The following is a 13,454-nucleotide window of genomic DNA, read 5'->3' as shown; positions in this document are numbered from 1 at the left end:
CCATGTGGATGCGGCTGCTGCTGGCGGTGCCCCTGCTGTTCATGCCGAACATGCTCCACCTGTCGGTGGAGACCGGCATCCCGGGCCTGAACCTCGCCAACATCATCTTCATCATCGTGCTCGGCGCACTGCTGATGGGCGGCAAGCGCTATGCACCGCTGGAACCGCGCGGCTACCTGACGCCTGCGCTGCTGCTGCTGTTCGCCGCCCTGACCATCGCCTTCCTGATCGCGCAGGCCACCATGCCGCGCAACTTCATGGAGGACTTCACCTACCTCAAGAACCTGATCTTCTATCCGCTGCTGTACTTCGTGTACCGGCGCTGCGGACAGGATGCGAAGGGCACGCGGCAGCTCATCATCTTCGTGATGATCGTGGCCGCCGTCGCCGGCCTGGAGGCGATCCGCGAAGGCCTGGACTACGGCTTCGGCAACTACAACGAATCACGGCGCGCCTCGGGTCCGTTCGGTACCGACTACTCGACCGCCAATCGCGCGGGCGTGTTCTACGCGATGTTCCTGCCGATGTTCATCGCGATGGCGCTGTTCTTCCGCAAGCAGAAGTTCTGGCGGCTGGCGGCGATCGGCGGCTGCGGGATCATGGTGATCGCCATCATGGCGACCTACTCGCGCCAGTCCTACCTGATCGCGCTGGTCGCCTTCGCGCTGCTGCTGGTCCGCCGCAACGTGGTGCTGGCGGTCATCATCGCCGCGCTGATGGTGCCGGCGATCGGCCTGCTGCCGGAGAGCGTGACCCAGCGTGTGGCCGAAACCGAGCAACAGGACTCCGTCGGCGAAGAACAGCTCGACGTCAGTACCGCCAGCCGCTTCGAGATCTGGGGCGGCGCCACGCAGATGTGGACCGAGCATCCCATCGGCGTGGGCCTCAACCGCTTCAAGCAGCACATCGGCACTTACGTGCCGCGCTATGCCGGCTACGACGCGCACAGCATCTACTTCCTGATGCTGGCCGAATGCGGCCCCCTGGGACTGCTGGCCCTGCTGTTCCTGCTGTGGCGCGTGCTGTGGATGGGTGTGCGCTTCACCCGCTCGGTGCCCGCCAGCGATGCGGAGGGCAAGGCGCTGTCGTTGGGCTTCATCCTGCTCGCCGTTTCGACGGGACTCGGTAACGTCTACGGCAGCCCGTTCTTCGAAGGCGCCGTGATGGCCAACTTCTGGGCGCTGTGCGGATTGATGGAGCACTACTTCGCACTGAAGCGCCGGGCGCCCGCACCGGGTGCGGCGCTCGTGCCCGGCGCTGCCGCCGGCGCCCCGGCACCCGCGATGCAGGGCATCGGTGACCGGTTCCCGCTGGCGGCGCGCATGGCGCCCCGCCGCTACGGCAAGGACAAGGACTGAATCACTTGCCGGCGTCGGGGAACGTGCCGTCCTCGGCCGGCAACGTCGCGTCGCGGTCGTACAGGCGGTATGCCAGCAGACCCACCCATTCGTGCAGCGCGGCCTCGGTCTTGGCCAGGCCACCACTGTCGGGGACCAGAAAGCCCGCGTGCTGATAGGCCACGTAGCGCTCGTCCGTCGGCAACGGGCACGCGCGGAACCCTGCGTGCTGCAGCGAAAAATAGGCCCTGGGCATGTGCAGCGCGGAGGTGACGAGCACCACGTCGCGCGGCAGTGCCGGCTTCATGGCGGCAAGCTGGCGTGCGTTCTCCCACGTCGTGCGCGAGTGCGTCTCCAGCCGCATGGCCGCATCCGGCACGCCCATCGCACGCAGGTAGGCCGACATCAGCAGCGCCTCAGGCGGGCTCGACGACCACCCGCTGCCACCCGAAAGCACCAGCTGCCTGCCCGGCGCCTCGCGCCACCAGCGCGCCGCGGCCTCGGCACGGCGGCGGCTGGCCTGGGTCAGCACGCTGTAGTTCTCCACGTCGTGCGCCTTGCGGTCCACACCCCCGGCCAGCACCACGGCCACCGTCGGCGATTGCGCGCGGCAGGCGGCGGACGGCTTCTCCCGTCCCTCCAGCGAACGCACCAGCAGGTTGGCGACCAGCGGCGTCATCGCCACGATCGACAGCACGATCACGCCCACGCAGCCGGCGCGCCAGAGACGCAGGCGCGGGCCCCACCACATCGATACGACCAGCGCCGCGAGCGCCAGCAACAACCAGGACAAGGGGGATAGCCACCACATCAGGGACAGGCTCCCCGTACTGCCTCGATCATGCCGCGCTCCGCGTCCGCCAATGGCGTACAAGATCGCGCAGGCGGGCATCCAGCGCCAGCACCGGCACGACGTACAACAGCACCCACAAACCGCCGGCGGTGAACAGGCGCGCCCACGGCGAGACCAGGCCGAACAGGTCGCTGCCTTCCACGGCCAGCACGAACGCCAGCCCCGCTCCGCCCGCCACGCTCCACGCGCGCAGGTCCGGCCGATAGCGCAGGTCGCGCGGACACAGCACGTAGATGCCCACGCCGAGCATCGCGAAACTGCCCACGGCCGCCCAGGTCGCGCCCATGTAGCCATGGTCCGGGATCAACCAGAAATTCAGCGCGGTGTTCAGCACCGTGGCCGCGAGCGTCATGTACAGCACGGTACGCGAACGCTTGTGCAGCAGCAGACCGTAGCCGCCGATCTCCAGCAACGGATACAGCGCGTACAGCGCGCCCATCCAGGCGAACACCGGGCCGGATGCGGTCTTGTCGGCACCGCTGATCGCCTGCACCGCTTCGCTGCCGACACAGCCGATCGCCACCGCCACGCCTATCGCCGCGTAAGTCATCGGGAACAGGACCTTGGCCTTCAGCGCGCGCACCGCGTCCGCGCCACCGGTTTCCCAGCTGCGATTCGCGACGGGAATGAAGGACTCGGACAGGGCCGTGCTCATCAGCATGCTGACCTGCAGCGCCAGCGAATAGCCGATGGTGAAGATGCCGACCGCGGCGAAGTCGCCGGTCATGCCCTTCAGCATCAGACGGCCGATCGAGATGAGCAGCACGGTGGCGATCTCGTTCACCACCAGCGGCATGCCGTAGCTCAGCGTCTTGCGCATCTGCGACCAGTCGAGCTGGCGCGAGAAGGTCAGGTTGCGGCGCACCCAGTACACATAGAAAGCCACGACGATGCCGGCCGCGAGCATTTTGCCGCCATAGGCGGCCACCGCGGACCGCTCCAGCCAGGCCACCGCGCCCACCATCAGCACCAGTTCCAGCCAGCGCCACGCCACCCGCGTGACCATCAGCGTGCCGGAGTGCTCGCCCGCGCGCAGCACCATCTGCACCAGGCTAACGAAGACCTGCAGCGGCACCGTCATCACCGCCATCCACAGCACCGGCGAGAACGAGGCGCCGCCGAACCAGTCCACGCAGGCGAATATCGTGATGCCGACCGCCCAGATGCCGCACGACACCAGCAGCGGCAACAGGAACATGTTGGTGGCGAAGCCGGGCAGCGCGTTGGCTTCGTCCTGGTAGGGATAGAACCGCAGGATGGCGTGCTGCGCACCGAGCTTCGCCACCGCGACGCCGATCATCAACCACGTTTCGTAGTAACCCAGGATGCCGTACTGGGTGTTGTCCAGCAGCCGTGTCAGCAGCGGGAACGACACCAGCCCGGCCAGCATCACCAGGACGCTGGCCGATGAGTAACGCAGGTAGTGCGCGCCCACCCCGCGCTTGCGGGAGACGCCCTTGCCGTCGTCGCGGCTCATGGAGTGGGCATTCCGGCCCGGGAAACGGCGTCAGGCATGGCGAAAACGAAGGCGGGCATCGTCAGTTCAACGCGAAACGGCACGCCGGCAGGTCATCGCCGTGCCGCCTGCGCCGCGGCGACGCTCTCGGCGAAGCGCTGCGCCAGCGCCGGCTGGTCGATGAAGTCGTGATGGTTGCCGGCCAGCGCGTGGAGGTTGATGCGTCCGTCGATCCAGTCCCGCCATCCCAGCGTCGCGTCCTCGCCCTTGCTACGGACCGGTGTGCGGAACAGTTCGACATCGCCGCGGTAGCGTTGCGGGTGATAGGCGGCAAGCGCGCGATGGTTGGCGCGCTCCACCTGCTGCAGCCGGACCTGCTGCGGCAGCGCGGCGTCAGGATCCTTCTTGCCGCGCCGCATCGCGATCGGCACGTCCCACAGCCGCACGCGCAGCCGCCGCGCCAGTTCGCGCCACGGCACCTGCACCAGCGCGGCCAGCGACAGGGACCAGCGCAGCTTCCGACGCTGCCGCAGCCGTTCGGGGCCGAACGTGTCGAACATCGCCAGCAGCGCGACGTCGCGCCTCTCTTCGCGCAACCGGCGCGCCGTTTCCAGCGCCAGGATGCCGCCCATCGATCCACCGGCGAGCAGTACCGGGCCATGCGGGTGAGCATCGCGGATCACGTCGGCGTACACGTCGGCCATGGCGTCGATGCTGTCCGACGGCACGGACACGCCATCCAGCCCTGCCGCCTGCAATCCGAACACGGGCTGGCCGGCGTCCAGCGACTCCAGCAGCGGCAGATAGTTGAGGACGTTGCCTCCCACCGCATGCATCAGGAACAGCGGCGCCAGACCGTCGCCTTGGCGCAACCGCACCAGCGGTTGCCAGGAGGCCGTCGTCGCCGGGGCCTTGCCGCCGGCCGCCGCGTCGATCGCCTGCGCCAGCGCCGCGATCGTGGGATTCGCGATCAGCGTGGCCAGCGGCAGGTCGACGCCATGGCGCCGATGCAATTCGTTGAACATGCGCACCGCGAGCAGCGAGTAGCCCCCCAGTGCGAAGAAATCGTCGTCGATCCCGATGTCCTGCCGCTGCAGCAGGCGGATCCACAGCTCGCGCAGGTCGCGCTCCATCGCGGTACGCGGAGGCGTACGACGGTGCGCGTCGGTTGGCGCATCCAGGGTGGGCGGCGGCAATGCACGCCGGTCGATCTTGCCGTTCGGCGTCTTGGGCAGGCGCTGGACCACCTCGATGTACTGGGGCCGCATGTAGGCGGGCAGCGCCTCCGCCAGGCGTTCGCGCAGCCGCTGCGCCAGCACGGCAGGCGGCGTCGCGCTGCCGACGTACAGCACCAGCACCGCATCGCCACCCTCGAGTGCGCGCACGACCGCCACGCATTCCGCCACGCCGGGATCGCCGGCCGCGGCAGCTTCGATGTCGCCGGGTTCGATGCGGTAGCCGCGCAGCTTGATCTGCTCGTCCGCGCGCCCGTTGAAATGCAGTTGACCCGCATGCAGGCGGCCGAGGTCGCCGGTGCGGTACATGCGCGATCCGTCTGCCGCGAAGGGATCCGGCACGAACCGCTCGCCGCTCAGGTCGGGACGGTGCAGGTAGCCATCGGCCACGCCCGCACCCCCGATCCAGATTTCCCCGAGCGCATGCGGCAAGGCCGGCCGCTGCCGGTCGTCGAGCAGGTAGAAGCGCGTGCGTGCGATCGGCTGGCCCAGCGGCACCGCGTTCTCGCCGCCATCGATGCGATGGAGGCTGGACCACACGGTGGTCTCGGTGGGGCCGTACATGTTCCAAAGTTCGCGGCACTGCCCGTGCAGCGTCCGCGCCAGCGGCAAAGGCAATGCTTCACCGCCGACCAGCAGGCGCAACGGCGCCAGCACCTGCGTGCGGCCGACTTCCTGCAACAGCGCCATCAACGACGGCGTGGTCTGGAACATGGTGCAGCGGTGGCGTTCGATCAGGCGGCACAGCGCTTCGGGATCACGATGCTCGCCGTCGTCCGCGATGACCACCTGCGCCCCGCAGATCAACGGCAGATACAGCTCCAGCGCCGCGATGTCGAAGGACAGCGTGGTGGCGGAGCAGAGCACGTCATCGCGTGCGCAGCCAGGCGCCTCGCGCATCGAACACAGGAAATTGACCAGGTTGCGATGCAGGATGCGCACGCCCTTCGGCTCGCCCGTCGAGCCCGACGTGTACAGCACATAGGCCAGGTCGTCCGGATGGACGTCGGGCAACGTCGCGTGGGCGTCCACCGCCTCCAGCTCCGGCAGCGTCAGCAATGCCCTGCCGTCGCCCAACCCGGCGGGCAACGCAACGCCGTCGGCCGTCAGGATGGTCGGCAGGCGCGCATGCGTCGCCATGTGCAGCAGGCGTTGCGGCGGAAACGCCAGGTCGAGCGGCACATAGGCCGCGCCGGCGCGCAGCACGGCGATGACGGCCACCAGCATGTCCAGCGACCGCGGCAGCGCGATGCCGACCAGATCGCCCTGCCCCACGCCGCGCCCACGCAGTCCAGCCGCGGCCTGGCGGCTGCGCTGGTCCAGCGTGGCGTAATCGATGGTATGCGCGCCGCAGGCCGCCGCAGTGCGTGGGCCGTGCGTGGCGAAGGCGCGTTCCAGCAGCGCCACGAGCGACGATGCATCGCCATCGCGGGGCGTGTCCTCGCACGCAAGCGAGAAGGCCGCGTCTGACTGCGACGCGCCAAGGTCCAGATCGCGAACAGGGAGCTCGCTGCCGTCGGCCAGTGCCTCCAGCAGCCGGAGGTAGAGACCTGCCCAGTCCCGGATCGTGTCCTCGTCGTAGAGCGCGGTCTGGTACTGCACCTCCAGCACCAGCCCGGACGTCACCTGGTGCCAGTAGAGCCCCAGTTCCCATGCTGCCGCCGTGCGGGGCAACAGGTTCAATTCGCAGCGCACGCCGTCCATGCGCAGTCGCTCGAGCGACGGCACCAGGGTCAGGACCGACTCCAGCAACAGCATGCGTCCCGCATGCCGCGGCACCTGCAGCGCATCGACGATGCGGCCCAGCGAGATGTCCTGGTGGTCCGCCGCTTCGTCGAGGCGCGCCTGCACCTGCGTGGCCAGTGCGGTGAGCGGAGCCTGCGGATCCACCTCGACGCGCAACGGCAGGGTGTTGTCGGTATCGCCGACCACGCGCGCACCGCTGCCGCGCGCGGCGCCGGCGAACGGAATGCCGCAGACCAGATCGGTCTGCCCGCTCAGGCGATGCAGCAGCGCGAAATAGGCGGTCAGCAGCAGGACGAAGCGGGTCGTCTTCGTCTGCCGCGCGCGATCGCGCAACTGCTGCCAGCGGCCCGCCGGCATGTCGATGGTGAAGCTGGCGGCCTCGAAGCTGATCCGACCGGCACGCGGCCGGTCAGTCGGCAGGCGCAGTGGCTCCGGCAGTGTCGCGAAGCGGTCACGCCAGTAAGCCAGACTGCGATCACCCTCCGGCCCATCGCGACGCGCACGCTCTGCCAGCACGAACTCGCGCCATGAATCGGCGGCAGGAATCCGCGCGATCGCGTCCGGCGTGGTCGCGTTGTAGTGGTCCATCAGGTCTTTCAGCACGACCCGCATCGACCACCCGTCCATGACCAGATGGTGCGCCGCCATGAACAAGCGATGGTGATCGGGTCCGAACCGGTACAGCACGCCCCGCACCAGCGGCGCGGTGGCGGTATCGAATGGCGTCGCACGCCAGCGGGCGCACGCTTGGTGGTAGGCCTCGAGCGGATCGGTGCGGGAGGACAGATCCTCATGCTGCAGGCGGACGGCCGACGCCGGATGATGGATCTGCGCGGTGCCGTCGTCGGAAAACGCCACGGCCAGCGCCTGGTGGCGCGCCACCACCGACGCGACAGCCTGCTCGAACCGCGCGACATCCAGCGATCCATCGAGCAGCAACTCGAAGGCCTCGCCGAACGCCAGCGTGGCGTCATCGCTGTAGCGACTGCCCAGCCACTTTTCGGCCTGCGCATCCGTCAACGGGAAGCGGATGCCGTCCGGCAACGCTCCCGCCACGTCCCGCGCAAGCGCATCCGCTTGCACATCCATCCCCAAGAACGGCCCCCTGATGGCCTTTCCATCCGCTCACTCGGAGTATAGGCAGATTGTGAGACGTACGACCCGGTTTGGCCGGGCATCCCCTCGCTGCTGACGACATACTCCATGACACTGCATCGACGGCATCGTCCCTGCCGCAGGCGTGAAGACCCCCTTCACGACCCTGTTTTTCCGCTGTATGCAAGCCGGCGACTTCGCGAAAGCGTGAATCCCGTTTGAATCCAGCCCGCCGCGATTGGTGAATCCGTGAACCAATCGGCAGCCACGGGCATAACGTCGTATAGACTGGGAACCGGACAGGGGGTCCTCGTTATTCTCGATATACAACGGCCGACAGGAGCCGTTCTAGATGACTGCATCCCGAATTTTCTCCCCCCGTTCCCTGCTGGGCCTGGTCCTGGTCCCGCTGGGACTGATGGCATCCGCTGCCCACGCCCAGTCGCTGGGCGTCTGCAACTCCTTCTACACCGCCGGCTTCACCCTGCCCGAGGGCAAGGTCAACCCGACCATGCCGACCCTGGCCAAGCCTGCCAAGGGCGTCGTGCTGAAGGAACCGAACTTCAACACCTGCCTGGTCCGCGCCACCGACCATGCCGCCGAGCCGCCCAGCACCTTTGCCCGCAACGACTATTCGCGCCGCCAGGCGTTCAACGCGGACAACACCTACTTCATCGTCTACTCCAACGATGGTTGGTGGCACCTCTATGACGCGAACACGCTGAAGCACCTGCGCGCGCTGTCGCCGAAGGTCGCCAATGCCAACGTGTCGTCGGCGTACCACATGGCCGGCGACGCCGAGCCGCAGTGGCACCCCACCAACCCCAACCTGCTGTACTACCTGCCCACCAACGGTGGCATGCGCGTGCTGTCGCTCGACGTGCGCACCAACACGCACACCGTGGCCGCCGACTTCAACGGCAAGCTGCCTTCGTGGGCGTCCTCGGCCGCGCACATCTGGACCAAGTCGGAAGGCTCGCCGTCGGCCGATGCCCGCTACTGGGGCTTCCAGGTCGAGAACAGCAACTTCGGCCTGCTGGGCTACATCGTGTGGGACATGCAGGAAAACCGTCTGGTCGGCAGCCGCCAGGACAGCAGCCGTCCCGACCACTCCAGCATGTCCGCCTCGGGCCGCTGGTACATCACCTCGTCCGACAGCACCGGCACCTGGGCGTGGTCGCGTGACTTCACCCAGAAGAAGAAGCTGCACGCGAAGAGCGAGCACTCCGACATGGCGTTCGGTCCCGCCAACCAGGACTACTACGTCTCGGTCGATTACCAGAGCTCGGCGGGCGACGTGTTCTTCACCGACGTCGATGCCTGCCCGGCCGTCGCCGCCAGCGCCACCAGCGCGCCGGTGTGCCCGCGTACCGTGCTGTTCCCCAGCTACGCCAACGGCGCCACCACGGCGATGCACTTCTCCGGCAAGGGCTTCAAGAAGCCGGGCTGGATGGTGTGGAGCACCTACGCCAGCGCCGCGTCCCGCGATGGCAGCCGTCCGTGGTTCACCAACAAGATCTACGCGGTGGAACTGAAGGCCAGCCCGCGCGTCTACGCCCTGGCCTACACCCGCCGTGCGGAGTCCGCCGGTGGTTACTGGTCCGAGCCGCACGCCACGGTGAGCCGCGACTTCACCCGCATCGCCTTCAACAGCAACTGGGCCGTGGCCGATGCCAACAACATCGACACCTACATCATCCACATCCCGTCTTCGGCCCTGCCGGGCGGCACCACGACCACGCCGCCCCCGACGAGCGGCGGCCGCGTGACCGGCGGTACGCTGCCGCCGCTGGTGAACCCGGGCACCACGTCCTCGGGCAGCCAGCCGATCGCGGTGGGCAGCAGCCCGGTCGTTAGCACGGGCACTACGGGTTCCGCGGTGACCACGCCTACCGGCACCAGCGTCGCCTCGCGGACGGCGCAGAGCATCCAGTCGAATACGCGCCGCGCCGTGGCGGCGCTCCGGGCCACCAGCCCGAAGCTCACCACCGCGCTGCTTTCGCTGCCCCTGGTCTACTGGATCGACCAGGAGTGGGAGCTCGACACCAAGAAGTAAGTCGTCAGCGGCGGCATGCCGCAGCACGATGACATCAAGGCCGGGGAACCGCGTGGTTCTCCGGCCTTTCTGTTTTCAGAGGGTGCTTACAGGTACCACGGCCACAGCGATGCGCCCCATAGCAGACCCAGGCGGGACTGCTGCATCACGCGTTGCATGCCGGCCGGCATACGAGGCGGACGCGCGTCCGGATCATCCTCCACGCGTATCCGCTGCGCCGGCGGTGGCGGCACGCCATGCGCGTCCAGCACCTGCCATCGTCCGGCCGCATTGAAGGTGTGGCAACCGTCCTGCCCCGGCGTCCATGTCGGATCCAGGCGCGCGACCTGCCGCTCGCGATACTGCTCCGGGGTCAGTTCGACGACCTCGTTGAACACCACGGCAGCGCCATAGATGGGCGCGCAGCATTGCGCGGGCCGGTAGAGCCGGCCGTCGCGTTCGAACAGTTGGCCCGCGGGACGCGCACTGCGTACATCCGCCAGCAGCGGATTGGCCGGATGCGGGCGATAGGGCCCTTCCAGCGCATCGGCCACGAACAGGAACAGCTCGTCGGACGGATTGCCACCGCTCTCGGACACGTTGCCGAACAGGTACCACCGCCCGTCGTGGTGATGGAGCGTCGGATCCACGCAGGCGCAGCCGTCCAGCAGATCGGCCACGCGCGTCCAGTCGCGCGGGAAATCGGTCGCACGGTAGAGGCTGACGCGGTCCGCCTCGTAGGACTCCACGGTCATGTACCAGACATCGTTCCAGCGGAAGACCTGGGGATAGGAGAGATGGAATGGCTCGTCCACGATCGTGCCCAGGTTGATCGCCGTACCGTCGTCCTGCAGTTGCAGGCACGCGATCACGCCCTGGTTGCGGGCATCGACGAACTCCTCGACGAACAGCAGGCAGCGGCCGCCCTCTTCAACCAGGAACGGATCCGCCCAGTAGTTCCTGCCCGGCGCCACCAGCGCACGCCACGCGTCCACGCGCGGCGTCGCCGGATCCAGCGGCGTTTCCGCCGCCGGCAGCAGCACGTACCACGGCTGATGGGTCGCACGGCGTCGCGCGCCGGACTGCAGCAACAGCCGCAGCGCGATCCAGGCTGCATGGACGCACATCGCCATGTTCCAGCGGATGGGATCCGGCCCCACCTGCAGGCGCGCCACGGACGACGTTCCGGCTTCCGGCAAGCGACGGATCGCACGCAGCAGCAGCGCCGGCAACTTCAGGAACGCCATGTCGCGATGCTGGCTGAAGGACACCGCGCGCGTCGCACCCCAACTTCCGGCCAGTAGCGTGGGCTTCGGATCGTCGTCCTTGCGCAGTTCCAGCGTGAACGGCGTGGCGTCCTCTTCTTCCAGGATCGGCGACAACAGCGCGGCGCCCGCGCGCACCGGATCGACGAGGTCGCCATCCAGCACCCAACAGCCATGCGGCGCGAGCGCGGCCAGCGCGGTCGCCCAGTCATGGGGGCCGATGCAGAGCACCAGGTCCGGCTGCAGCGCGGACACGCGTGCGCAGATGGCCTCACGGCTTTCGCTCGCCGCGCGCCCATCGGCCGGCGCAGCGCGCAGGTCTGCCGGCAACTCCGTTTTCGTCAGCGGCCCTTCCAGCGGCCGCCCGCGCAGCCGCAGGAACAGGCGCAGCAACGTGCGCTCAAGCCAGAAGAATGGAAACAGGGCGAACGGCAGGCGGCGCCGCGAGGGCTCCGCGCGCAGATCGGCCGACACGGCAATCAGGTCGATGTCCTCGCGGCCGCGCGCCAGTTCGAACGCACAGGCCAGCCAGCGAGGCACGCGTGCCGGGCCGACCAGCACGACTCGCAACGGCGTCGGGCGCACGTTCGGGTACAGCGGTGTGCGGACCTGCGCCGTCACGAGGCCACCGCCCATGTGCTGATGCGATCGATCACGCGCGCGCGATCACTCGCCGAGAACAGGATGTGGTCGATCTGCGGCCAGAACTCCACCTCGAGCCGTCGATCGCGACGATGCCGGCCGAACGTCGCGTCGATCTGCCGCGGGTGCAACAGGTAGTACGACACGCCGCCGGTGTAGAACGCGAGGATCTTCACGCCGCGGCCGAGCAGCTGGCCCGCCTGTTCAAGGAACTGTCCGTGTGTCGACCAGTCGCGGAAATCGTTGATGCCCGGCGCATCGTCGGGCTTCGGACGGAGCAGGCGCAGCAGCATGCCCGGCCACCGCAGCGGCGAACGCGCGAGCATCAGTTTGAGCTGGCCTGCGCGGAACCATGTGCCCTGGACCGCCATGCCATCGAGCAGCAGCACACCGTCCACGCGCGTGTCGGCGAGCGCGGTGCGCCAGCCCTGGTCGGCAGCGCTGCAGATGCCACCGACGATGAAGCCGCGCGCGCCCGTCATCGCCTGGACCGTGTCCAGCACTTCGCGGACGACGGATTCCGCGTCGGCGTGGGTGCCCGCCGGTGCATCACCGATGCGCGGCATGTCGAAGCGGACGACATCCAGTCCCTGCGCCGCGAGACGCCTCGCCAGATGCACGTGCAGGCGAAGCGGTCCCATCCGGTGGATGAGGCCGGCGTTGAACAGCACGACGGCGCGTCCTTTCGGCGTGCCCTGTGCGCGCGTCAGCAGACCGAAGGCACGCCCGCCATCCAGCGCGATCACCTCATCCACGGGCACCTCCCTTCGCCAGGCGCGCAAGCAGTCCTTCGAGTGCATCGCGTGCATCACGCAACGGGATCAGGCCGTCCAGGTCGATCTCGTTCGTCCATGCCGACAACGTGGCCGGCAGGGTGAGGTGCGCATCGGCTGTGATTGCACGGCCCTCGCCGTCCGCCGTATCCACCACCGACAGCGGCAGGCCCGGACCCGGTCCTTCGAGCGTCAGCGACGCCAACGCTTCGCGTGCGCCCGGTGACAGGCGGAAGCCCATCAGGTCATCCGGCATTGCCGGTGCCTTGCCCTTCAACAATGGATAACGATGGTTCGACGCGCGCTCATCGTTGTCGCGTGCCACCAGCGTCTGAACGTAGCGCTCCCCATCGACCACCGGCTGCCACAGCCACAGCGCCGAGGCACCAAGTGCTGCGGCGTCGCGCCACGCGAACAGCGCCGAGGCGCGTGCGCCCATGACGATCAGGGGCACGTCGGGCGCGATGCGCTGCAGCTCTGCGGCGGCCAGCGTCAGATCCTGCGTCGTCGCTTCGGGCCGGAACTGGCCGTCATCGCCTTCCGAATCGCCCGTGCCGTAGTAATCGAAACGCAGGCAGGCGATGCCCGCACCCGCCAGTTGCGAGGCAACCTGCGAGAAGAAGCGGTAGCTGCGCATCTGTTCGTGCAGCAACGGAGGACACATCAGCAGCGCCGCGCGCACGCCCTCGGCGGGCAGGTGGCGAACCCCGAACAGGCGGCGCTCCTGCGGACCGAAGAACGCCGGCACCATCTGTACGTCCTTCACCATGTGCACGACCTTCCTGGCACCGTGCGCGGCAGGATCGCCATGCGCCGTCCATGCCCGCCCGTCGAGCGTGGCCACGCTGCCAGCACGTCCGCCTTGCCGTCCATCCGTCATCCCCGCATCAATATCCGCCGCACCCGCCACAGGCCGGGCCGCGTGATCCCCTGGAAGCAAGCCTAGCACGCAGTTCTCCCGCGCCGCGGCCGCATGTCCGACCCTTGCCCGGCGCAAACGGCACCGGCGGCCAACGT

Annotated in this window: 8 protein-coding genes; 2 read left to right on the top strand and 6 right to left on the bottom strand. The window is 68.4% G+C overall.

The genetic code is table 11. The annotated features are described in order from the left end of the window. The first annotated feature begins 2 nt into the window (after positions 1-2). On the top strand, positions 3-1,358 hold the full coding sequence (locus IB225_RS12940) for an O-antigen ligase family protein (protein ID WP_192311624.1): 1,356 nt from the start codon (positions 3-5) through the stop codon (positions 1,356-1,358). A 1-nt stretch (position 1,359) separates the two neighbouring features. On the opposite strand, the gene IB225_RS12935 is transcribed toward IB225_RS12940, so the two are convergent. From IB225_RS12935 to IB225_RS12925, 3 genes are all read right to left on the bottom strand, one after another. Further along, positions 1,360-2,130 (bottom strand): ElyC/SanA/YdcF family protein, encoded by a 771-nt coding sequence (locus tag IB225_RS12935; RefSeq protein ID WP_192311623.1) that lies wholly within the window; start codon positions 2,128-2,130, stop codon positions 1,360-1,362. 46 nt (positions 2,131-2,176) lie between these two features. Continuing rightward, complete coding sequence (locus IB225_RS12930; protein ID WP_192311622.1) at positions 2,177-3,667, bottom strand: oligosaccharide flippase family protein; 1,491 nt, start codon at positions 3,665-3,667, stop codon at positions 2,177-2,179. A 92-nt stretch (positions 3,668-3,759) separates the two neighbouring features. Next, the gene (locus tag IB225_RS12925; protein ID WP_192311621.1) at positions 3,760-7,716 is read right to left on the bottom strand and encodes a non-ribosomal peptide synthetase; all 3,957 of its coding nucleotides are present in this window, start codon (positions 7,714-7,716) and stop codon (positions 3,760-3,762) included. A gap of 358 nt (positions 7,717-8,074) precedes the next feature. Between IB225_RS12925 and IB225_RS12920 the strand changes: the two genes are divergently transcribed. Then, a complete protein-coding gene (locus tag IB225_RS12920) occupies positions 8,075-9,778 on the top strand; it encodes a hypothetical protein (protein ID WP_192311620.1) in 1,704 nt (567 codons plus the stop codon). Between the two features lie 86 nt (positions 9,779-9,864). Here the strand turns inward: IB225_RS12920 and IB225_RS12915 are convergent, their stop codons facing one another. The 3 genes from IB225_RS12915 to IB225_RS12905 are packed head-to-tail and all read right to left on the bottom strand — an operon-like array spanning position 9,865 to position 13,281. Continuing rightward, the gene (locus IB225_RS12915; RefSeq protein ID WP_192311619.1) at positions 9,865-11,658 is read right to left on the bottom strand and encodes a hypothetical protein; all 1,794 of its coding nucleotides are present in this window, start codon (positions 11,656-11,658) and stop codon (positions 9,865-9,867) included. Beyond that, a complete protein-coding gene (locus tag IB225_RS12910; protein ID WP_192311618.1) occupies positions 11,640-12,419 on the bottom strand; it encodes a hypothetical protein in 780 nt (259 codons plus the stop codon). Before IB225_RS12910 ends, IB225_RS12915 begins: the two co-directional genes overlap by 19 nt. After that, the gene (locus tag IB225_RS12905) at positions 12,412-13,281 is read right to left on the bottom strand and encodes an alpha/beta hydrolase (protein WP_192311617.1); all 870 of its coding nucleotides are present in this window, start codon (positions 13,279-13,281) and stop codon (positions 12,412-12,414) included. Before IB225_RS12905 ends, IB225_RS12910 begins: the two co-directional genes overlap by 8 nt. Positions 13,282-13,454: the final 173 nt, after the last annotated feature.

Origin of the sequence: Pseudoxanthomonas sp. PXM02, from assembly GCF_014851805.1 — a bacterium.
In the GTDB taxonomy this organism is placed as follows: Bacteria; Pseudomonadota; Gammaproteobacteria; order Xanthomonadales; family Xanthomonadaceae; genus Pseudoxanthomonas_A.
The sequence above is the reverse complement of the archived record's forward strand: the minus strand, read 5'-3'. Positions and strand labels throughout refer to the sequence as shown.